The sequence below is a fragment of the Nocardioides sp. zg-1228 genome (assembly GCF_017086465.1).
Lineage (GTDB): Bacteria > Actinomycetota > Actinomycetes > Propionibacteriales > Nocardioidaceae > Nocardioides.
In genome coordinates this window covers 3291328-3313617 of sequence record NZ_CP070961.1, presented here as the reverse complement: position 1 = coordinate 3313617, position 22290 = coordinate 3291328, and the positions used below count along the sequence as shown (strand labels likewise).

16 protein-coding genes are annotated in these 22290 nt (G+C 73.1%); 14 read left to right on the top strand and 2 right to left on the bottom strand.

Features of this window, described 5'->3' with window-relative positions; all coding sequences use genetic code 11:
* Window positions 1-16: 16 nt before the first annotated feature.
* Window positions 17-2437 (bottom strand): aminopeptidase N, encoded by a 2421-nt coding sequence (gene pepN / locus JX575_RS15920; protein WP_186339063.1) that lies wholly within the window; start codon window positions 2435-2437, stop codon window positions 17-19.
* Window positions 2438-2672: 235 nt separating this feature from the next.
* Between pepN and JX575_RS15915 the strand changes: the two genes are divergently transcribed.
* The 14 genes from JX575_RS15915 to JX575_RS15850 all read left to right on the top strand — a co-directional run bounded on the left by JX575_RS15915 (window position 2673) and on the right by JX575_RS15850 (window position 21128).
* The gene (locus JX575_RS15915) at window positions 2673-3344 is read left to right on the top strand and encodes a 50S ribosomal protein L25/general stress protein Ctc (RefSeq protein ID WP_186339062.1); all 672 of its coding nucleotides are present in this window, start codon (window positions 2673-2675) and stop codon (window positions 3342-3344) included.
* 129 nt (window positions 3345-3473) lie between these two features.
* The gene (gene pth / locus JX575_RS15910; RefSeq protein WP_186339061.1) at window positions 3474-4067 is read left to right on the top strand and encodes an aminoacyl-tRNA hydrolase; all 594 of its coding nucleotides are present in this window, start codon (window positions 3474-3476) and stop codon (window positions 4065-4067) included.
* 76 nt (window positions 4068-4143) lie between these two features.
* A complete protein-coding gene (locus JX575_RS15905) occupies window positions 4144-4854 on the top strand; it encodes a hypothetical protein (RefSeq protein ID WP_186339060.1) in 711 nt (236 codons plus the stop codon).
* A 110-nt stretch (window positions 4855-4964) separates the two neighbouring features.
* A complete protein-coding gene (locus JX575_RS15900) occupies window positions 4965-5807 on the top strand; it encodes a glycosyltransferase (RefSeq protein WP_206054422.1) in 843 nt (280 codons plus the stop codon).
* Window positions 5804-6445, top strand: coding sequence for an acyltransferase (locus tag JX575_RS15895; protein WP_186339059.1), 642 nt, complete (start codon window positions 5804-5806; stop codon window positions 6443-6445). The genes JX575_RS15900 and JX575_RS15895 overlap by 4 nt, the downstream gene beginning before the upstream one ends.
* A complete protein-coding gene (locus tag JX575_RS15890) occupies window positions 6442-7542 on the top strand; it encodes a Gfo/Idh/MocA family oxidoreductase (protein WP_186339058.1) in 1101 nt (366 codons plus the stop codon). The genes JX575_RS15895 and JX575_RS15890 overlap by 4 nt, the downstream gene beginning before the upstream one ends.
* The gene (locus JX575_RS15885; protein ID WP_186339057.1) at window positions 7539-8546 is read left to right on the top strand and encodes an NAD-dependent epimerase/dehydratase family protein; all 1008 of its coding nucleotides are present in this window, start codon (window positions 7539-7541) and stop codon (window positions 8544-8546) included. The genes JX575_RS15890 and JX575_RS15885 overlap by 4 nt, the downstream gene beginning before the upstream one ends.
* Window positions 8543-9694: a DegT/DnrJ/EryC1/StrS family aminotransferase gene (locus JX575_RS15880; protein ID WP_186339056.1), complete on the top strand. Its 1152-nt coding sequence runs from the start codon at window positions 8543-8545 to the stop codon at window positions 9692-9694. The genes JX575_RS15885 and JX575_RS15880 overlap by 4 nt, the downstream gene beginning before the upstream one ends.
* Window positions 9682-10335 carry a NeuD/PglB/VioB family sugar acetyltransferase gene (locus tag JX575_RS15875; RefSeq protein WP_241005202.1) on the top strand — a complete coding sequence of 218 codons (654 nt, stop codon included), beginning with the start codon at window positions 9682-9684 and terminating at the stop codon, window positions 10333-10335. Before JX575_RS15880 ends, JX575_RS15875 begins: the two co-directional genes overlap by 13 nt.
* Window positions 10332-11450 (top strand): DegT/DnrJ/EryC1/StrS family aminotransferase, encoded by a 1119-nt coding sequence (locus JX575_RS15870; RefSeq protein ID WP_186339055.1) that lies wholly within the window; start codon window positions 10332-10334, stop codon window positions 11448-11450. The genes JX575_RS15875 and JX575_RS15870 overlap by 4 nt, the downstream gene beginning before the upstream one ends.
* Window positions 11447-12412: a glycosyltransferase gene (locus JX575_RS15865; RefSeq protein ID WP_186339054.1), complete on the top strand. Its 966-nt coding sequence runs from the start codon at window positions 11447-11449 to the stop codon at window positions 12410-12412. The genes JX575_RS15870 and JX575_RS15865 overlap by 4 nt, the downstream gene beginning before the upstream one ends.
* A 108-nt stretch (window positions 12413-12520) precedes the next feature.
* A complete protein-coding gene (locus JX575_RS15860; protein WP_186339053.1) occupies window positions 12521-17284 on the top strand; it encodes a DUF4082 domain-containing protein in 4764 nt (1587 codons plus the stop codon).
* Window positions 17285-17391: 107 nt separating this feature from the next.
* Window positions 17392-18876, top strand: a complete 1485-nt coding sequence (locus JX575_RS15855) for an oligosaccharide flippase family protein (protein WP_186339052.1) — start codon at window positions 17392-17394, stop codon at window positions 18874-18876.
* 29 nt (window positions 18877-18905) lie between these two features.
* Complete coding sequence (locus JX575_RS15850; protein WP_186339051.1) at window positions 18906-21128, top strand: glycosyltransferase; 2223 nt, start codon at window positions 18906-18908, stop codon at window positions 21126-21128.
* Here the strand turns inward: JX575_RS15850 and JX575_RS15845 are convergent.
* Window positions 21064-22188 carry a glycosyltransferase gene (locus JX575_RS15845; protein ID WP_186339050.1) on the bottom strand — a complete coding sequence of 375 codons (1125 nt, stop codon included), beginning with the start codon at window positions 22186-22188 and terminating at the stop codon, window positions 21064-21066. The two genes, JX575_RS15850 and JX575_RS15845, sit on opposite strands and share 65 nt — an antisense overlap.
* Window positions 22189-22290: the final 102 nt, after the last annotated feature.

The following is a 22290-nucleotide window of genomic DNA, read 5'->3' as shown; positions in this document are numbered from 1 at the left end:
CGCGCGGCCGGGTCGCTCAGAGCGTCCGGTCGAGGTCGTCGAGCGCGTCGTTCCACGCCCGCGCGAGCACCGTCGACACGTCGCCCTCGAGGGCGACGGCGACCGCGGCGCGCAGCTCATGGCGTAGGTCGACGGGCAGCGGCAGGAGCGGGAACGCGTCGCCGATCACGTCGCCCATCGCCTGGCCCGAGCGCCGGGCCAGCGCCAGGCCGTCGGTGACGTAGCGGGCGAGGTAGGGACGTACGAGGTCGGCCTGCTCCCAGCCCCAGAACCCGGCGCCGACGGCGTCGAACTCGTGGCTGCCCAGCTCGCCCCCCATCAGCTGCGCCCAGGCGGCGGCCTTGGCCTCCGGCGTCGGCACGGCGGCTCGGGCGGTGAGGGCGGCGTGGTGGCCGGCGACCGACCTGTCGCGCTGCTCCTCCGGGGCGATCCACGAGTCGTCGCCCAGCTCGGCGAGGCGCTGGACCGCCGCCCACCGCACGGTGGGGTCGACGCCGTCGCGGCCCAGCCACGCGACGAGCAGGTCGCGGTCGGCGCTGAGCCGGGCCAGCACCCGCGACGCACCCGGGGCGAGCGACGGGTCGGCGCCGTCGACCGCACCGCGGGCGATGTCGGCGACCACCGCCAGGTGGCCGGCCACCTCGCCCGGCTCGGCGTAGCGGCGCACGACCGACTGGAGCGCGCGCATCACGCCCTCGAAGACGAGGGGGTGCCGCTCCGGACGCAGGTGCCGCTCGGCCAGCCCGAGCAGCTCGCCGACGCCGATGACCTGCGACTCGCACAGGTCGACCGCGGTCCACCACAGCACCGCACGGGTCAGCTGCGACTCGACCGACGACAGCCCGGCGGTGATCGCGGCCCAGGACTGCTCGTCGGGCCGGACGACCGCGAAGGTCTCGTCGCCGGAGTTGGGCACGACGACCTTCCCGGCGAACTCCTCGAGCCGCACCGGCTCGGCCCCGAGGTGCACGTCGCGGGAGTCCACGAGCCGCATCGCGTCGTCGTACGCCGAGACGGTGAGGCGGTGCGGTCGCGAGCCCGCGCGGGTCAGGACCGGCACGCCCTCGTCGTCGCGGCTCACCCGCAGGGTGTCGAAGCCGGTGGTGCGCAGCCAGGCCGCCGCCCACGCCCGGACGTCCTTGTCGGTGGCCGCGTCGAGCGAGTCGAGAAAGTCGGCCAGGTCGGCGTTGTCGAAGGCGTGCGCGGTGAGGTGGCGGTTGACGCCGGCGAGGAAGTCCTCCTCGCCGAGCCAGTGGCCGAGCTGGGCGAGCGCGGCGTTGCCCTTGGCGTAGGTGATCATGTCGAAGTTGGCGAAGGCCGTGTCGACGTCGACGATCTTGTCGGTGTCCTCGGCGATCGGGTGCGTCGAGCGCCGCCGGTCGGCGCGGTAGCCGGCCGGCTTGCGGGTGATCGCGGCCGACGTCCAGGCGTCGGTGTAGCCCGCCGCCACGCCCGCGACGTCGTAGCCCATGAAGTCGGCGAACGACTCGTTGAGCCACGAGTCCTCCCACCACCGCATCGTCACCAGGTCGCCGAACCACATGTGGGCCATCTCGTGGGCGATCGTCGAGGCCAGCCACTCGCGCTCGAGCTCGGTGGGCGTGCCCTGGGTGAGCGCCTGGTCGCGGAAGACCACGCAGCCGGGGAACTCCATCGCGCCCCAGTTGAGCCCGGGGGCGAAGACCTGCTGGTAGTCGGCGTAGGGGTAGTCGGGCTCGAAGATCGTCGTGTAGTGCTGGAAGCACGCGCTGGTGATGCGACGCAGCTCGTCGGCGTCGCGGCGCAGCTCGCGCTCCTGCGAGGCCCGGGCGTGCCAGCCGAACGGCAGCGTCCCGCCCGGCGCCGGGGCGTAGGGCTCGTCCCACGTGACCGAGACCCACGGTCCGCCGACGAGGGTGAAGAGGTAGGAGGAGAACGGCGGCGTGGTGCCGAAGCGCCAGGTGTCGGCGCCCTCGCCGCTCGCGCGGTCCTCCAGCGGGCCGTTGGCCAGCACCGTCCAGTGCGACGGCGCCGTGACGCCCACCGTGAAGGTCGACTTGATGTCGGGCTGGTCGAAGCAGGGCACGACCTTCTGGGCGATGTCCATCGAGGTGTGCGCGCAGACGTAGCGCTCGCCGTCGGCCGGGTCGACGGTCACGGTCATGCCGTCGCCGTCGGTGACGTAGGGCATCCGCGCGGTGACCCGCACGGTGTTGGTCGCGGCGAGGTCGGTCAGTGCGATCCGCCCGTCGGCGTACGGCGCGGGGGACCCGTCGAGCGTCACCGCCGTGGCGCCGTTGAGCTCGAGGAACGTCGACGCCCCGGGCTGGGTGCAGCCGAACGAGATCGTCGCCTCGACGCCGAAGTCCTCGGTGGAGGTCAGGTCGAGGTGGACCTCGGTGTGGACGTCGGTCAGCAGCACGGCGCGCTCGCGCGCCTCGGGGAGCAGAAGGGGCACCGGGCCACCCTAGTGAGCCCGCCGGAGGCGACCGCGATTCGACCCGGCCGCGGGCCGGGGTCTAGAGTTCTGGGGTTGCCTCGGCGAGGGAGCCCGCACGACCCGGACTCCGTGATCGACTGGGCCGGTCCCTTGCGCCGCGCCTCCGATCCGGAGCGCGGCGTTCGTCGTCTCCGGCCCCGAGGCCCACCGACCACGCACTCGCACGACCAGCCCACGACGTACGGAGAACACCATGTCTGCCCCCGAGAAGATCGCCGCCGAGGCGCGCACCGAGTTCGGCAAGGGCGCCGCCCGCCGCATCCGCCGCGAGGACAAGATCCCCGCCGTCATCTACGGCCACGGCAACGACCCGATCCACGTCATCCTGCCCGGCCACCAGACGATGATGGCTCTCAAGCACGGTGGCGCCAACGCGCTGCTGGCCCTCGAGGTCGACGGCTCCGAGCAGCTCGCCCTGACCAAGGACGTCCAGATCGACCCGATCCGCCGCGTCATCGAGCACGTCGACTTCGTGGCCGTGCGCCGCGGCGAGAAGGTCACCGTCGACGTCCCGATCCACGTCATCGGCGACGCCGCCCCCGACACCCTGGTCGTCAACGAGAACGCCGTGCTCTCCGTCGAGGCCGAGGCCACCCACATCCCCGAGTTCTTCGAGGTCTCGGTCGAGGGCGCCGCCATCGGCACCCAGATCCTCGCCAAGGACCTCGACCTGCCGTCGGGCACCACCCTGCTCGCCGACGAGGACCTGCTCATCGTCAACGTGACCCAGCAGATCTCCGCCGAGGCCCTCGAGGCCGAGCTGGAGGAGGCCGAGGCCGACGCCGGCATCGAGCACGACGCCCCGCAGTCCGACGACGACGCTGCGTCCGGCGACGACGCCGCCGAGGGCTCCGACTCCGAGTGACCAAGGGGCGCGTCCTCGCGCCCAGACCCCGTCGAGTCGGCGCATCCTGACGCACGTCGCGTGCAGGATGCGCCGACTCGGCGCCATTTCGGCGTCAGAATGCGCCGCCTCGACTGATTGGATGGGACCGTGAGCGACGCCCCGACCTCGGACGTCTGGCTGGTCGTCGGGCTCGGCAACCCCGGCCCGGCCTATGCCGGGCACCGCCACAACATCGGCTACCTCGTCACCGACGAGCTCGCCTCCCGGATGGGCGCGAAGTTCCGCGCGCACAAGACGGGCCGCGCCGACGTCGTCGAGGGCCGCCTCGGGCTCGGCGGCCCGCGGGTCGTGCTCGCCCGCGGCCGCGGCTACATGAACGAGTCCGGCGGCCCGGTCAAGGCGCTCGCGACCTTCTACAAGGTCGCCCCCGACCACATCATCGCGATCCACGACGAGCTCGACATCGCCTTCGGCACCCTGCGGGTCAAGCTCGGTGGCGGCGACAACGGCCACAACGGGCTGAAGTCGATGCGCTCCTCGCTGGGCACCGGCGACTTCTACCGGGTGCGGGCCGGGATCGGCCGCCCGCCCGGGCGCCAGGACGTCGCCGACTTCGTGCTGTCCAACTACTCGACCGTCGAGCGCAAGGAGCTGCCGTTCCAGGTCTCCGACGCCGCCGACGCGGTCGAGTCGCTGATCACCGACGGCCTCGAGAAGACCCAGCAACGCTTCAACTCCTGACCGCACCGTCCCCCGTTTGGGGCATGAGGTCGCGCCCGCGAGCGCCTAGCGTCGACGGGACGGACGGGGGAGTGCGATGGCGCCAGGGCCGACCGCCCGGCCGGCGGGCCGGCGTACGCGGCTGCGCCGCCCGGCGGCGGTGGTCGCGCTGCTCGTGGTGCTCGCCGTCGCGGCCGCGGCGTGCGTCAACCTCAGCCTCACCAGCCGGATGGGCCGCATCGACGGCGCGTTCGACGGGCTGTCCGGGCGCCCGGCGCCGGCGGCCGGCGACACGATCCTCCTGGTCGGCACCCGCCCGGGCGGCACGCAGGACGTGGCGTGGCTGCCCGGCGAGCAGTCCGTCGAGTCGATGATGCTCGTGGAGGTGCCCGCCGACGGCCGTAGCGCGCTCGTCGAGTCGGTGTCCGTCCGCGCGGACGCGCCGGTCGTGGACGGGCCGAGCGCCGTGGTCGCGGCGGTGGAGTCGTCGACCGGGCGGCGGGTCGACCACCTGGTGGCGATCGACTGGCAGACCTTCGCCGAGCTGGCGGCCGACAACGACGTCGACGCGACCTACCGCTACGGGTCGGCCCCGGGCGTGCAGCACGACTACCTGCGACTGGTCCTGGAGGGGACCCTGCACGCCGAGCTGCGCAAGCAGCCCCACCTGCTCTACCGCGCCCTGCGCACGACGGCGTCCGGCGTGGCGGTCGACGACACCTGGTCGGTGCTCGAGCTCGACCTCCTGGTGCTCCAGCTGCGCGACCTGCGCTCGGCCGACATCCGCTTCGCGGACGCGACGGGGTAGGGCTCCCCAAAATGGGCGAAAGCCCCCGTGGGCGCTCCTCCGGGGCGAGCGCCTTGCCCAAGATCTGAGGGTGCCGCCGATCGGTCGGCACGCGACGTGGGGGAGTGGGAATGGCCCTGGCCAGTGTCGTCATCCCGGCGCACAACGAGGCAGCGACGATCGGCCGCAACCTGGCCGCGTTGCGCGGCGGGACACGCGGCGGCGACCTCGACGTGGTCGTGGTCTGCAACGGCTGCACCGACCGCACGGCCGAGGTGGCCCGGGCGGCCGACCCGCAGGCCCGCGTGATCGAGATCGCGCAGCCGTCCAAGGCCGAGGCCGTCCGGGTCGGCAACGCCGCCACCGACGTCTTCCCGCGCATCCACCTCGACGCCGACATCGAGCTCGGCGGCGTCGCGGCGCTCCGGCTCCTGGAGCCGATCGCCCGCGACGAGGTGCTGGCCACTGCGCCGCGCCGCGCCGTGCCGCGCACGGGCTGCTCGCCCTGGGTGCGGTGGTACTACGACGTGTGGGAGGCGCTGCCGCAGGTGCGGACCGGCCTGTTCGGTCGTGGGGTCGTGGTGCTCTCCGAGGAGGCCCAGGCGCGCGTGGGCGCGCTGCCGCGGATGATGGGCGACGACCTCGCCATGTCCGACTCGTTCGGCGACCACGAGCGCCGCGTCGTGCCCGGTGCCGTCGCCGTGGTCCACCCGCCTCGCACCGTGCGCGACCTGGTCCGCCGTCGGGTGCGGGTCGCGACGGGCAACGCCCAGGCCGAGCAGCTCGGCGTACGCCGTCCCGCCTCGCGCACGAGCCCGCGCACCCTGCTCGGCCTGGCCGCCGAGCGGCCGGGGCTCGCCCTCCGGCTCCCGGTGTTCGTGGCCGTCCACGTCGCCGCCCGGCTCGGTGCCCGACGGGCGCTGAGGGACGGGGACTTCACCACCTGGCAACGAGACGAGAGCTCCCGCACATGACCTCACTGTCCAGCGCGCGTGCCCGCTCCCGCGCCCACTCCCGCGACCGCGCCCACGTCGCGCCCACCGCGACCGTCGAGGACGGCGCCCGCGTCGGTCGCGGCGCCCAGGTGTGGGACCAGACCGTCGTCCGAGAGGGGGCGCAGGTCGGCGACGGAACGATCCTGGGCCGCGGCGTCTACGTCGGCCCGGGCGCCCGGATCGGCGAGCGGTGCAAGGTGCAGAACCAGGCCCTGGTCTACGAGCCGGCCGTGCTCGGGGACGGGGTGTTCATCGGCCCCGCGGTGGTGCTCACCAACGACACCTACCCGCGCGCGGTGACGACCGACGGCCGGCGCAAGGGCGCCGAGGACTGGGAGCCCGTCGGGGTCACCATCGGCGAGGGCGCGTCCGTCGGGGCGCGCGCCGTGTGCGTGGCCCCGGTGCGGATCGGCCGGTGGGCCAGCGTCGGCGCCGGCGCGGTCGTGACGCGCGACGTCCCCGACCACGGGCTCGTGGTGGGCATGCCCGCACGACGCATCGGATGGGTGGGCCGCAGCGGCGTCCCGCTGGTCTTCGACAACCGCGACCGGTGGATCTGCCCGGTCACCGGAGAGGTCTACGTGGAGGCCGACGGCCGACTGGAGGAAGCACGATGAGCATCCGCACACCCGGCCCCCTGGGCATCGCCGTCATCGGCGCCGGCTACTGGGGCCCCAACCTGGTCCGCAACTTCGGGGCGTCCCCCGACTGGAGCCTCGAGGCGGTCTGCGACCTCGACCTCGAGCGGGCGCGCCGGGTCGCCGGCCCGCACGTCGAGGTCACCGACAGCCTGGAGCGGGTGCTCGACGACCCGCGCATCCACGCCGTCGCGATCGCCACCCCGGCCCGTACGCACCACGGGCTCGCGCTGCAGGCGCTCAGCGCGGGCAAGCACGTGCTCGTGGAGAAGCCGCTCGCGGACAGCGTCTCGCGCGGCCGCACCATGGTCGACCTGGCGGCTGCCCAGGGCCTGACCCTGATGACCGACCACACCTACTGCTACACGCCGGCCGTGCAGCGGATGCGCGACCTCGTCGGCAGTGGCGAGCTCGGCCAGGTGCACTTCGTCGACTCGGTGCGGATCAACCTGGGGCTGGTGCAGCCCGACATCGACGTGCTGTGGGACCTGGCCCCGCACGACCTCGCCATCCTCGACTTCGTGCTGCCCGGAGGGCTGCCCACGACGGGCATCGGCGCGACCGGAGCCGACCCCATCGGCGCCGGCCGCGCCTGTGTCGGCCACCTGACGCTGCCGCTGCCCGACGACGGGCTCGCGCACGTGCACGTCAACTGGCTCAGCCCCACCAAGATCCGCCAGATGGTGATCGGCGGGTCGCGGCGCACGCTGGTCTGGGACGACCTCAACCCCCAGCAGCGGCTCAGCATCTACGACCGCGGCGTCGACCTCGCCCGCACCTCGGTGGCCGGCGCCGACCGCACCGCCTCGACCGTGTCCTACCGGCTGGGCGACACCTGGTCGCCGGCGCTGCCCGAGCGGGAGGCTCTCGGGGCGATGGTGACCGAGTTCGCCACCGCGATCCACGAGGGCCGCCCGGCGGTGACCGACGGCCGCGCCGGGCTGCGGGTCCTCGAGGTGCTCGAGCAGGCCTCGCACCGGCTGGCCGAGCGGTCCGGGACGGCGTACGACGCCGGGTCGGCGGTCCCGCCGGGCCCACCGGCGCCCCGCCTGAGCGTGCTGGAGGCGGCGCGATGACGGCCCTCGCAGGAGCGACCGCGCTGGTGACCGGCGGCGCCGGCACCATCGGCTCGACGCTCGTCGACCAGCTCTTCGATGCCGGCGTCGCCCAGGTGCGGGTGCTCGACAACTTCGTCCGCGGCCGGGAGGCCAACCTCCAGGCTGCCCTCGGGCGCGGCGACGCCGACCTGGTGCTGGTGCGCGGCGACATCCGCGACCGCGACCTCGTGCACGACCTGACCCGCGGCTGCGACCTGGTCTTCCACCAGGCCGCCATCCGGATCACGCAGTGCGCCGAGGAGCCGCGGCTGGCGCTGGAGGTGCTGGTCGACGGCACCTTCAACGTCGTCGAGGCCGCGGCGTCCGTGCCGGGCGTCGACAAGCTCGTCGCGGCGTCGTCGGCGTCGGTCTACGGCCTCGCGGAGCGCTTCCCGACGCCGGAGGACCAGCACCCCTACGACAACGACACGTTCTACGGTGCCGCCAAGACCTTCAACGAGGGCATGCTGCGCAGCTTCCGGGCGATGCACGGGCTCGACTACGTCGGGCTGCGCTACTTCAACGTCTACGGACCGCGCATGGACGTCCACGGCCTCTACACCGAGGTGCTGGTGCGGTGGATGGAGCGCATCGACGACGGCCTCCCGCCGCTCATCTTCGGCGACGGCCGCCAGACGATGGACTTCGTCTTCACCACCGACATCGCCCGGGCCAACGTGCTGGCGGCGTCCTCCGACGTCGTCGAGGGCGTCTACAACGTCGCCCGCGGCGAGGAGACCAGCCTGCTGGGGCTCGCGCAGACGCTGCTGCGCGTGATGGGCTCCGAGCTGCCCGTCGAGCACGGCCCGGAGCGGGGCGTCAACGGAGTCGTCCGCCGCCTCGCCGACACCTCCGCCGCCCGGCGCGACCTCGGCTTCACGGCCACCACCGGGCTCGAGGACGGACTGCGGCAGCTGGTCGAGTGGTGGCGTCCCCAGCGCGAGCAGATCGCCGCCGGACGCTCCGTGGCGGTGGCTCGATGAGCCTCGAGCAGGAGCTCACGCGCATCAACGTGATGCAGCCGTGGCTCGGCGAGGAGGAGGTGGCCGCCGTCTCGGAGGTGCTGCGCTCCGGCTGGGTGGCCCAGGGCCCGCGCGTCGCGGCCTTCGAGACGGCGTTCGCCGAGGCGCACGGCGTCGCGCACGCCGTGGCGCTGAGCAACTGCACGACCGCCCTGCACCTGGCGCTCGTCGTCGCCGGGGTCGGTCCCGGCGACGAGGTCGTGGTGCCGTCGTTCTCCTTCGTCGCCACCGCCAACGCGCCGACCTACGTCGGCGCCACCCCGGTCTTCGCCGACGTCGACCCCGACACGGGCAACCTGACGCCCGCCACGATCGCCACGGCGGTCACCCCGCGCACGCGCGCGGTGATCGCCGTGGACCAGGGCGGCGTGCCGCTCGACCTCCTGGCCATCCGCGCCTGGTGCGACCCGCTCGGGATCACGGTCGTCGAGGACGCCGCCTGCGCGGCCGGGTCCACGGCCCACGGTCGACCGGTGGGCGCCGGCGCCGAGCTCGCGACCTGGTCGTTCCACCCGCGCAAGCTCCTCACGACGGGGGAGGGCGGGATGCTCACCACCTCCCGGGCCGACTGGGCGGCCCGCGCCCGGCGCCTGCGCGAGCACGCCATGAGTGTCTCCGCCGCCGAGCGCCACGCCAGCGTGCTGGCGCCTCCGGAGAGCTTCGACGAGGTCGGCTTCAACTACCGGATGACCGACCTCCAGGCCGCGGTCGGGCTGGTCCAGCTGCGCCGGCTCCCCGAGATGGTGGCCCGGCGCCGCGAGCTCGCCGCGAGGTACGCCGAGGCGGTCACCGTGCTGCCCGGGATGCGGCTCGTGGGCGACCCGGCATGGGGCACCACCAACTTCCAGTCCTGCTGGCTCGAGGTCCTGCCCGACCACCCGCTGGACCGCGAGCAGATGATGGAGCACCTCGCCGCGGCCGGCATCTCGGCGCGCCGCGGCATCATGGCGGCCCACCGCCAGCCCGCGCACGGCGAGCGGGGGCACGCGCCGCTGCCGGTCACCGAGCGCCTCACCGACCGCACGCTGGTGCTGCCGTTGTTCCACCAGATGAGCGACGCCGAGCACCAGCGGGTGTGCGACGCCCTCGGGACGGCGTGGCGGCCGTGACGGGGCTGGTGCTGGTCGGCGCCAGCGGCCTGGCGCGCGAGGCGACCGCGGTCGCCGTGCTCCTGCAGCACGACGGGCCGCTCCACGTCGTCGACGACGACCCGCTCAGGTGGGGCACCCTCCACGGCCTGGTGCCGGTGCTGGGCGGGGTCGACCTGGTCACCGAGCTCGTCGACCACGAGGTGGTCCTGGCGCTCGGCAAGGGCCGCCTGCGCCGCCGCATCGCCACGCGCCTGGCCATGGTCGGTCTCGACCCGGCCCGCTACGGCACCCTGCTCCACCCGCGCCTGGTGCTGCCCGGCAGCTGCCACGTCGGCGCCGGCACGATCGCCCTCGACGGCGTGGTGCTCACCGCGGACGTCGAGGTCGGCCAGCACGTCGTCCTCATGCCGCACGTCACGCTGACCCACGGCTGCACCGTGGCCGACTACGCCACCCTGTGCGCCGGGGTGTCCCTCGGCGGCGGCGTCGAGGTGGGCGAGGCGGCCTACCTCGGCATGAACGCCTCCGTGCGCGAAGGCGTGCGCATCGGCGCCGACGCGACCGTCGGGATGGGGTCGGTGGTCCTCGAGGACGTCCCCGCAGGACAGACCTGGGTGGGAGTGCCCGCCCGACCGATCCGGACAGGAGTCCGCACATGAGCAACGTCCCCTTCGTCGACCTCGCCGCCCAGCACGCGGAGATCGCCGCCGAGGTGGAGGCTGGCCTCGCGGCCGTCTTCGCCGCGACCGCCTTCGTCGACGGCCCGCCCGTCGCCGACTTCGAGCACCAGTACGCCGAGTTCGTCGGCGTCGACCACTGCGTCGGGGTCGCCAACGGCACCGACGCCCTCGAGCTCGCGCTCCGAGCCGCCGGTGTGCGTCCGGGCGGCGAGGTGGTCATCCCCGCCAACACGTTCATCGCCACCGCGGAGGCCGTCTCGCGCATCGGTGCGCTGCCCGTCCTGGTGGACTGCGACGACGAGCGGCTGCTCATCGACCCCGACCTGGTCGCGGACGCGATCACCGACCGGACGCAGGCCGTGGTGGCCGTCCACCTCTTCGGCCAGCTCGCGCCGATCCAGCGGCTGGCGGAGGTCTGCGACGCAGCCGGCGTGCCCCTCGTCGAGGACGCCGCCCAGTCCCAGGGCGCGCGGGTCGACGGGCGCGGCTCGGGCGGGCTCGGCACGGTCGCCGCCACCAGCTTCTATCCCGGCAAGAACCTCGGGGCTGCGGGCGACGCCGGCGCGGTGACCACCGACGACGCGACGATCGCGGCGGAGGTGCGCCGCCTGCGCAACCATGGCTCCTCGACCCGCTACGTCCACGACGTGATCGGCATGAACTCCCGGCTCGACACGGTGCAGGCGGTCTACCTGCGCGCCAAGCTCGACCGGCTGGAGAAGTGGAACGAGCTCCGGGTGCGGGCGGCCGCCCGCTACGACGCGCTCCTCGCCGACGTGCCCGGCGTACGCCGCCCGCTGCTCGGAGCGGAGGGCCAGCACGTCTGGCACCTCTACGTCGTGCGGGTCGCCGAGCGCGACCGGGTGCTGGCCGAGCTCGGCCGGGCGGGCGTCGGCGCGGGCGTCCACTACCCCTACCCCGTGCACCTGACCGGCGCCTACGCCCACCTGGGTCTCGGCCCGGGGACCGCGCGGGTGGCGGAGCGGGCGGCGGGGGAGATCCTGTCGCTGCCGATGCACCCGCACCTCAGCGAGGACCAGCAGGAGCGGGTCGTCGCGGTGCTGGCCGACGCCGTCGCCGGGATCCGCGGATGACCACCCTGCTCGTCGCCAACGACGGTGGGCACGTGATGCAGCTGCACACCCTGCGACCGCGCCTCGGCGTGGGCGACGACGTGGTGTGGGTGACGCCCCGCACGGCCCAGACCGAGTCGCTGCTCGCGGGGGAGCGGGTCCACTGGGCGCTGCCGTGCCCGCCGCGCGACACCCGCGCGCTGGCGCGCAACGCCGTCGCGTGCCGACGGCTCTTCAGCGACCACGACGTGTCGCTGGTCGTGAGCACCGGCGCCGCGCTGGCCCTCGCCCTGCTGCCGCAGGCGCGGCTGCGCGGGATCGAGACGGTCTACATCGAGAGCGCCACCCGGCTGGACGCGCCGTCGTTGTCGGGTCGCGTGCTCGCGCTGGTGCCCGGCATCAGGACCTTCAGCCAGTCGACCTCCCTCACCCGCGGCCACTGGCAGTACCTCGCCTCGCCGTGGGAGCTCTACGAGACCATGCCCACCGAGGACCGGGCGGTGCGCTCGATGGTGGTCAGCCTCGGCACCCAGGAGGGCTACGGCTTCCGGCGGCTGCTCGACCGGCTCGTGGCCCTGGTGCCGCCCGGCGCCGAGGTGCTGTGGCAGACCGGGGGCACCGACGTCACCGGTCTCGGGATCGACGCGCGCGAACGCGTGCCGTCGGCCGAGATGGCCGCCGCCATCCGCGCCGCCGACGTCGTGGTCGCGCACGCCGGCACCGGGATCGCGCTGATGGCGCTGGAGAACGGCCGGTGCCCGGTGCTGGTGCCCCGCCGCGCGATGCACGGCGAGCACGTCGACGACCACCAGCTGACCATCGCGCTCGAGCTGGCCCTGCGCGACCTGTGCATCTCGCGCGATGCCGACAGCCTCAAGGCGCGCGACCTGGTGGCGGCTGCCAGCCGCACGGTGACCAAGGTGCCCGACCCGCCGCCGCTGCGCATCCGCGCGACGCGGGAGGCGGTCGCCGCCGGCCTCTGACGCGTCTGTGAAATTGGGGATATCGACCGCTCCGCTGCCCGCTCGGGGTGCCGCGTGGACAGGATCTGACCGTGGGGCGCCGCGTCGCGGGCCGTGAAGGGTGGAGAGATGGCCAGCACTGCTGGGAATCGCACGTGGGGTCTCGGGCGAGCGTGGACGTGGAAGGTGGCAGTGCTCGCGCTGGTCGCGGCACTGAATGCGATGGTGGGACCGGCCCTGCTGGGTGGTCCGTCGGCGGCCAGTGCCGCGGACCCCTGCGGCCCGTCGGGCAACAAGATCGCCTGTGAGAACGCCAAGACGGGCACCGACGCCGAGGTCTGGGACATCGACGGGGCCGGCTCGGACTCCATCCAGGGCTTCTCGACCGACATCTCGGTCAACGTCGGCCAGAGGATCGACTTCAAGATCAAGACGCCGGCGACGTCCTACTCCATCGGGATCTACCGGATCGGCTACTACCAGGGCTACGGCGCTCGCTACATCACCTCGGTCAGCCCCAGCGCGTCCCTTCCCCAGGACCAGCCCAACTGCATCAAGGACGGCACCACCGAGCTGTACGACTGCGGCAACTGGGCGGTGTCGGCGTCGTGGAACGTGCCGTCGACGGCCGTGTCCGGCGTCTACGTCGCCCTGCTCAAGCGCTCCAACGGCGACCGCAGCCACATCACGTTCATCGTGCGAGACGACGCCAGCACCTCCGACGTCGTGTTCCAGACCTCCGACCCGACGTGGCAGGCCTACAACACCTACGGCGGCTCGGACTTCTACCAGGGCGGCGCCAACGGTCGCGCGTACCAGCTCTCCTACAACCGCCCCATGATGACGCGCGGCGACAACGGCGGGCGCGACTTCTTCTTCTCCAACGAGTACCCGATGGTGCGCTTCCTGGAGCAGAACGGCTACGACGTCAGCTACATCGCCGGTGTCGACACCGACCGCAGGGGCCACCTGCTCACCAACCACGAGGTCTTCCTGTCCGTGGGTCACGACGAGTACTGGAGCGGCGCCCAGCGCGCCAACGTGGAAGCGGCGCGTGCGGCCGGTGTCCACCTGCAGTTCCTCAGCGGCAACGAGGTCTACTGGCGCACCCGCTACGCGCCGTCCGCCGACGTCAGCCACACGCCCTACCGCACCCTCGTCTCCTACAAGGAGACCTGGGCCAACGCCAAGATCGATCCGTCCCCCCAGTCCACCGGCACCTGGCGCGACCCCCGGCTCGCGCCGAGCAGCCAGGGCGGTGGACGGCCGGAGAACGCGCTCACCGGCACGGCGTACCTCTCGAACTTCAGCGAGCTCCCGATCACGGTGAGCTCGGAGGAGGGCAAGCTGCGCATGTGGCGCAACACGTCCCTGGCGACACTGCCGGCCGGTACCAGGGCCGCACTGTCCGACGCGACCATCGGCTACGAGTCCAACGAGGACCTCGACAACGGGCACCGGCCCGCGGGACTGATCCGGATGTCGACCACGGTCGGCGACGTGCCCCAGATCCTCCAGGACTTCGGCAACACCACGGCGCCCGGGAAGACCGAGCACCACATCACGCTCTACAAGGCGCCCAGCGGCGCGCTCGTGTTCAGCGCCGGCACGATCCAATGGTCGTGGGGGCTCGACGACACCCACGACCGGGTCGGGGGACCGCAGGACGCCCGGATGAGGCAGTTCCAGGTCAACCTGTTCGCCGACATGGGCGTCCAGCCCTCGACCCTGGCCCCCGGGCTGGTGCCCGCCACCAGGAGCACCGACACCACGGCACCCACGGTGGCGATCACCGCGCCGGCCACCACCGTCCAGCAGCACAACGGCGCGTCGGTGACCATCACCGGCACCGCCGGCGACGTCGGGGGCCGGGTCGCAGGCGTGGAGGTGTCCCTCGACGCCGGGGAGACCTGGCACGCCGCCACGGGCACGACGTCCTGGTCCTACACGACCCTGCAACGCGGGGTCGGCGCGGTCAGTGTGCGGGCGCGGGCGATGGACGACAGCGCCAACATCGGCGCCGCCGTCACCCGCTCCTACACCGCCAAGTGCCCGTGCAGCGTCTTCGGTCAGTCCATGCCCGACACGCCCGCGGTCGACGACGCCTCGTCGGCCGAGGTCGGCCTGCGCTTCGTCGCCGGGGGCGACGGCTTCATCACGGGCGTGCGCTTCTACAAGGGTGCCGGCAACACCGGGACACACGTCGGGTCCCTGTGGGGCGCCACGGGTGAGCGGCTCGCCTCGGTCACCTTCACCGGTGAGACGGCGTCAGGCTGGCAGCAGGCGAGCTTCTCCGCGCCGGTGGCAGTCGCGGCCGGCCAGACCTACGTCGTCTCCTACACGGTGCCCAACGGGCACTACGCGGTCCAGGCCGACGCCTTCGCGGCCGCGCCGCTCGACACCGGGGCCCTGCTCGTCGAGGGCGGCTTCGGCGCGGCGTCGGCGGGCGTGTTCGGCCCCGCCGGCTCCTTCCCCAACCAGTCCTACCGAGGCAGCAACTACTACGTGGACGTGCTCTTCAACACCGAGGACGCGTCGCCCCTGATGGCGACCAACCAGCTCCCGGTGGCCGGCGCGTCGAGCGTGCCCACCACGTCGACGGTGACGGCACGCTTCACGAAGCCGTTGACCGCGGGCAGCGCCGGCCTGGTGCTGAAGGACTCCAACAACGCCACCGTCGCGGGTGCCACGACCTACGACGCCTCGACCCGCACGGTGACCTTCACGCCGAGCCAGCCGCTGGCCGGCTTCGTGAGCTACACCGCCACCGTCTCCGGCACCGACACCCAGGGCAGCCTGGTGACGGCCGGCAGGACCTGGTCGTTCCGCACCGCCAGGCCCGCGGCCGCGGTGGGGGCCTGCCCGTGCACGCTCTTCGACGAGACCGAGGTGCCGACGGTGCTCCAGGCCACCGACGGGTCGCCGCTCACGGTGGGCACGCGTTTCACCACCACGCAGAACGGCGTGATCACCGGCGTCCGCTTCTACAAGTCGCAGGCCAACACCGGCAGTCACGTCGGCACGCTGTGGAGCTCAGCCGGGGCGGTGCTCGCGTCGGGCACCTTCGCCGGTGAGTCGACGGTCGGCTGGCAGGAGCTGACGTTCACGCAGCCCGTGCCGGTCGCGAAGTCGACCGAGTACGTCGTGTCCTACCACTCGCCGACCGGCCTGTTCTCCCACACGACCAACGGCTTCCTCGCCGAGAACCACTCCCGCGGACCGCTTGCGGTCACCGGCACGTCGGGTTCCTACGCCTACGGCACCGGCTTCCCGGGGTCGAGCTCGTCGAACAACTACTACGTGGATCCCGTCTTCGCCTATCCCGAGCCGTCGATCTCGGTCACGTCGCAGGACCCGGCCGACGGAGCGACGGGGGTCAGCCGCGGGAGCGTCGTCTCGGTCCGGACGTCCGCGGCGGTCGCCAACGGCTACACCTTCGTGCTGAGCCAGTCGGGCAGCACGATCGCCGGCACGACCACGTCCAACGCCGACCGCACCAAGCTGACGTTCACACCGACCCAGCCGCTGCCGAAGGATGTGCTCGTCACGGCGTCCCTCACCGGCGTGGTGTCCGACGAGGGCGCGACGCTCCCGGCTCAGCAGTGGACCTTCCGCACGTCCGGTGACGACGACGTGGCCCGCCCCCAGAGCCTCTTCGGGGACCTCGTGCCCCAGGTGCAGGCCGCGGACGACAGCTCGTCGGTCGAGGTCGGCACCCGGTTCGTCCCGGCCGCGGACGGCAAGGTGACCGCCATCCGGTTCTTCAAGGGAGCAGGCAACGGCGGCACGCACACCGGCTCGATCTGGAGCGCCACCGGCACGCGGCTCGCGACGGTGACGTTCACCAACGAGACGGCGACCGGGTGGCAGACGGCCACGCTGGCGACGCCCCTCAACGTGACCGAGGGCCAGGAGTACGTCGTCTCCTACCTCGCGCCGCAGGGTCGCTACTCCATGTCGCCGCAGTTCTTCGCCACCGCGTGGGTCGAGGGTGACGTCACTGCGCCGGCGGCCAACAACGGTCGCTACGTCTACGGCGGCGGCTACCCGGCCTACAGCTACAACGCCACCAACTACTTCGTGGACGTGGTCTACCGGCGGGGCGTCCCGACGATCACCACGACCGGCCGATCGCCGTCCTCCGGGGCGACCGAGGTCGCCACCTCGGTGTCGCCGAGCATGACGTTCTCGGCCCAGGTGTCGCCTGGCTGGTCCTTCACGGTCAAGGACGGCGCGACGACCGTGCCGGGCACCGCCACGCTGTCGGGCGACGGCAGGTCGCTGACGTTCGTGCCCAGCGGGGGACTACCGCCGGGCAGGACCTTGACCGCGACGGTCTCCGGGGTGGTCTCGACCCGTGGTGCGGTCCTGGCCGACCAGACGTGGTCGTTCACGACGAAGGCGTCGGCCACCGCGGTGGCCAGCCTGATCGGCCCCGCGACGCCCGCCACCGTGTCGTCGGGCGAGTCGAGCGACATCGAGCTGGGCATGGCGTTCACGACCAGCAAGGCCGGGACGGCCACGGCGATCAGGTTCTACAAGGGACCCGGCAACACCGGGACCCACACCGGGTCGATCTGGAACGCCGCGGGCACTCGCCTCGCGACGGTGACGTTCACCAACGAGACCGCCAGCGGCTGGCAGACCGCCGCCCTGGCGACGCCGCTGGCGCTGACGCCGGGAGAGACCTACGTCGTCTCCTACTACGCACCCAACGGCAACTTCTCCTACACCGGAGCCTTCTTCGCCAGTGCCGTCACCTCCGGGCCGCTGACCGCGGCGACGACCCAGAACGGGCGCTACGTGTACGGATGGGGAGGTGGGTTCCCGGTGTCGTCGTGGAACGCCACCAACTACTTCGTCGACCTGGAGTTCGAGTACGCGGTGCCGTAGGGCGAGACCGCGCGGACGGCCCGGGTGCGGGCCGGGCATGCAGGGGACCAGGGGGACCGGCGGCTTTGGCCGACGCAGGGGGAAGACGTGACGTGAGTGGGGACACTGTGAGCAGGACTCGGGGACGGCAGGTCCTCGACGGGCGCGCTCCGGAGTCGGGGCGCGGCCTCGAGGCGCGCGTGCGGTCGGGCGCGGCGTGGGGAGTCGTCAACAACCTGACGATCCGCTTCGCCAACATCGCAGTGATGGTGGTGGTGGTCCGCCTCGTCTCACCTGAGCAGTTCGGGGTGTTCGCCGCGGCACTGACGGTGTCGGTGGTCGTGAGCGGCTTCGCCGACTGGGGAGTCGCGGCCTACCTGGTGCGCGGCGACGTCGACCCCGACGAGGTGGGTCCGACCGTCACCGCGATCGCCATCCTCAGCGGTGTCGTCCTGGCGGTCCTGGTCAGCCTCTCCGCGCCGCGGCTGGCGGACATGTTCGGGGCGCCCGCCGCGGTCGAGGAGATCCGGGTGATGTCCCTCGTCCTCGTCGTCGGCGGCGTGATCGCCGTGCCCACGGCCCTGCTCGCGCGCGAGTTCCAGCAGGGCCGGCTCTTCGCCGCGACCGTCGCGGGCTTCGTCCCCTCGAGCATCCTGCTCGTCGTCCTCGCCACGCAGGGTGCCGGCGCGATGGCGTTCGCCTGGTCGCGGGTCGCGGCCATCGTCTTCCAGGGGGCCTTCATCCTGGTCGCGGTGGCCCGGGTCTACCGACCGCGGATCACCTCGCGCCACCTGCGCCACGTCTTCGCCTTCGGGCTCCCGCTCGCGGGTGCCAACCTGGTCAACTACGCCCTCGTCAACGCCGACTACGCCTTGGTCGGACACCAGTTCGGCGCTGCCTTCCTCGGCGTCTACATGCTCGCGTTCAACGTGTCCTCCTGGGCGACCGCCGTCCTCAGCGGTGCGATCAACGGCGTCGCGATGCCCGGCTTCTCGCGGGTGTGGGGCAACCGCCAGCAGCTCTCCTCCGCGCTCGGCCGCTCCACCCGGGCGGTCTGCCTGGTCGCCTTCGTCATCGCCGCGATGACCTACGTGCTCGCCGAGCCGCTCATCCGGGTGCTCTACGGCGCGACGTGGGACGAAGCGGCGCCGGTGCTGGAGATCCTCGCGGTCTACGGCGGCTGCTTCGCCCTCGTCTCCCTGCTCTCCAACCTGCTCGTCGGTGCCGGGCGCACGTCGCGGGCGCTGGTGATCCAGGTGGCCTGGCTCGTTGCCCTGTTCCCCGCGATGGCGATCGGGGCGCGAATGGACGGGCTCCATGGCGTCGCCTGGGCCCACGTGGCCGTCGTGCTCCTCGTCGTGCTGCCCGCCTACGGGCTCGCGGTGTCGCCGCTCGTCGACGGGCTGGCCGGCATCCTGGGCCGCGCGATCGTCCTGCCGCTGGCCTGCGCAGGACTGGCGGCGGTCGCCGCCGCGCTCGCCATGCGCACGGTCGAGAGCCCCCACGGGCAGCTGCTGGTCGGTGCCGCGGCCGGCGGCGCGGTCTACACCGCGGTCGCGGGCCGTGCGCTCCTCGACCTCGCCCGGTCCGGACGCGGCGGAGGGGGCGCGTGAACGCCGGACCTCGAGCCACCACGGTGCCCGTGGCGAAGCCGCGTCTGCTCTTCTTCCGCTGGGTCCGCCCGGGGCTGGCGCCGTTCGTCCACGACCAGCTCGCCGAGCAGATCCGCGGCCTCTCGTTGCACTTCGACGTGACCCTGGTCGACCAGGACGGCGACTTCGACGCCCTGTGCGACCAGCACCGGCCCGACCTCGTCCTCTTCGAGTCCGGCGTCTACGTCGGACCGCGCCGGCTGACCCGCCTCGACACCCACGCAGACGTTCCGCGGATCGGCTTCCTCAACTCGGACGCGTTCGACCCGGTGCGGGGAGTGTTCCTCGCCGACATGGCCGACTGGGGCGTGGAGACCTACTTCACCGTCTCGGTGGCGATGGGCGCCTACACCCCCGAGATCGCCGATCGGCTCTTCTACTGGCCCAACTGGGTCGACCCGCAGGTCCACCGCGACCACGGCCTGCCCAAGGTCGTGCCGGTGCTGCTCACCGGGAGCCAGGCGCGGCACTACCCGTGGCGCAACCGCGTCAACAAGGTGCTCGCCCAGCACTACCCCGTCCTCTCCACGCCGCACTTCGGGTGGACCGACTCGGCCGGCACGCGGTCGATGCCGGTGGGCGAGGCGTACTCGCGCCTGATCAACTCCGCCTCGTTCGCCCCGAGCTGCGGCAACTTCACGCAGGACTTCGTGCGCAAGCACCTCGAGATCCCTGCCTCGGCCACCTGCCTGATCGCCCAGGACACCCCCGCCATGCACGCGGCGGGCTACGTCGACATGGTCAACTGCGTCCTGGCCGACGAGGACGACGTGCTCGACAAGGTGCACCACCTCGTCACCCACCCCGACGAGCTGGCCGCGGTGACGGTCGCCGGGCGGCGTCTCGTCCTCGAGCGGCACACCGCCGACCAGCGTCGGCAGCTTCGCGACTGGTACGACCTGGCCACGAGCACCGGCTCGACCGCCGCGCTGGTCCAGGACCACCCCTTCGCGCCGGTGCGGTCGGCCTCCTCGAACCCCTCGACGGGCAAGTCCACGGCTCCGGGGTCGACGGCCGAGGACCGCGTCTACCTGCGCCAGGGCTGGGCTGCGGTCGAGCGGAGGCGCTACCAGGATGCCGAGCGCGCGTTCACCGGCGCCGCCAGCTTCCAGTACGTCCCCGAGGCGGTCGTCGGCACGGCCACGGCCCAGCTGCTCGACGGCCGGGCCGCCGATGCGCTGTCATCGGTCACGCAGCTGCTCGAGCGGGTCGACGGGCTCTACGAGCCCACCAGCCCCGACCCGGTCCAGTGGGCGGTGCTCATCTGGGCCCGCCTGTGCCTCGGCGACCTCGCGGGCGCCCAGGTGGCGGCGGCCGAGCACCCGGGCCTGGGCCACACCGAGCTCGACCGGACCCGCGCCGTCGTCGCGGACCTCACCGGCATGGCGGTGCCCCCCGCGCCCATCGGTCGTCCGTCTCCCAACCCGCTGCCTCCGCTCTCGTGGACGCACTGGCTCGACCGCCTCGCCACGATGCTCCGGGCGAACGACCAGGCCGAGGCCGCGGCCGAGGTCGCCACCCTCGCGAGGGACCTGGAGCCGCGACGGGGCGCGACACCCCAGCGGACGGTGGGCGTCGCCCCGCTCGCCCCGGCCCCCGTGCGCCGACCGTCGACCGCCGTGCCGGCGTCGGTGGCCGGCACGGTCGGGGCCGCGGTGCGTCGCGCCGCCACGGGCCTGCGAGGCGTCGCGGCGCAGGCGACCGAGCGGGTGCGCGAGAGCGCCCGACGTCGGGTCGGGCACGACTGGCTGGAGTCGCTGACCGATGTGGTGGAGCGCGAGGCGCTCGACACGGTGCTCGTCTTCGGCGCCTCCCGCCTGAGCCTGCGGGAACGGTCCATGCGGCTGGCAGCGGCGCGCAACCCCCGCCTGCCGCGGGTCGCCGACGTGGCCGCCGGCCGGGACGAGCCGACCGGCACCGGCCCCGACGCTGCCGACCAGCGGACCCTCGTGCACGTGGGCCGGCACGCGGTGATCACCCCGGCCGTGGGCGACGCTGCCCACCGGGCGCGCATCGTGATCCTCGAGGACGCGTTGCGCAGCCCCGTCACCCGCCTGGCCGAGCAGCTCACGTGGAGCGGTCGGTTCGAGCTCATCGCTGCGTCCCGCGACCGTGGCGGCTACTACATCTTCCGCCACCAGTTGGGGGTCAGCGACCGAACGCCGCGATCCGCCAGTCCCGGTAGCGGCTGGACCAGTCATGCGCGGACCTGAAGGCGGCGAGCTCCTCCGCGGAGGGGCGAGGCACCTCACACGCGGTGAGCACCGCCGGGGCCAGCGGCGTGCCCTCCTCGACCAGGAGGCACCGATCGGAGACGCCACGCATCGGCTCGAGGTCGGTGGCGACGACCCGCGCTCCGGAGGCCAGGTACTCGTAGAGCTTCAGTGGGCTCATGGCCTCCGACATCGGCGTACGCCGGTGGGGGATGAGGCAGACCGTGGCCCGCGCCATCAGCTCGAGGACGACCGGGCGCGGCTCAGGCGGCATCACGTGCACGTTGGGCACCTCGGCGAGACGGGCGAAGCGCGGCGGGTCCTGGAGCGGGCCGACCAGCACGACCTGCCAGTCGGGGAGGTCGAGGGCCAGGCGGCGCACGGCCTCGACGTCGACCCGCTCCTGCAGCGCTCCGACATACAGGGCGACGGGTCCGTCCAGCTCCTCGAACCAGCCAGGAACGGCAGCGCCCCCCGGCTCGTGGTCCATGCCGTTGATGCCGTTGGGCACGACGCTGCCACGGGGCGACCCGACTCGGTCCACGATGGCGCGCGTGACGCCGATGACGTTGACCTCCCGCTCGGCCATCAGCTCGTAGCCGTGGGCGACGAGGTCGGTCAGGTGCGCGTGGTTCGGGTAGGTCAGCCAGTCGTCCCAGCCGTAGTAGACGACGTCGCTCCAGTGCCGGTCGTCCGCGACCGCCGCGAGCAGCGGGTGGCAGCTCACCAGCACGGGACGCTCCTGCCCCAGGCGCCGGCTCGCCGCGGCGAGCCAGTGGTCGAGACGACGGTAGGTCGCGAGCGACGACTCGACGGACGGGGAGTCCTGACGCCGCCACCTCCGAGGCTGGACCAGATGGCGTCTGGGTCGGTCGGGGAGGAGCTCCGCCGCCTGCCCGCGGCCACGAAGCCGCTCGAGATGGCTACGCAGCGGGTTGGCCACGACGACGCTGTCCAGCGAGGTGTCGTCGAGGAGATGCACCGCGAGGCGGTCCGGGGACCAGGCGAACTGCCGGGTCAGGCCGTCCGCCCACGTGTGGTAGGCGAGCGCAAGGGTCACCTCAGTGGGGTGAGCACGTTGCGGTGGGGTCACGGTGTTCGCTCGCGATCGCTAGCTGCGGACCTGGCCCTCCGCAGGATAGTGGCGGCATCTGCCGAGTCG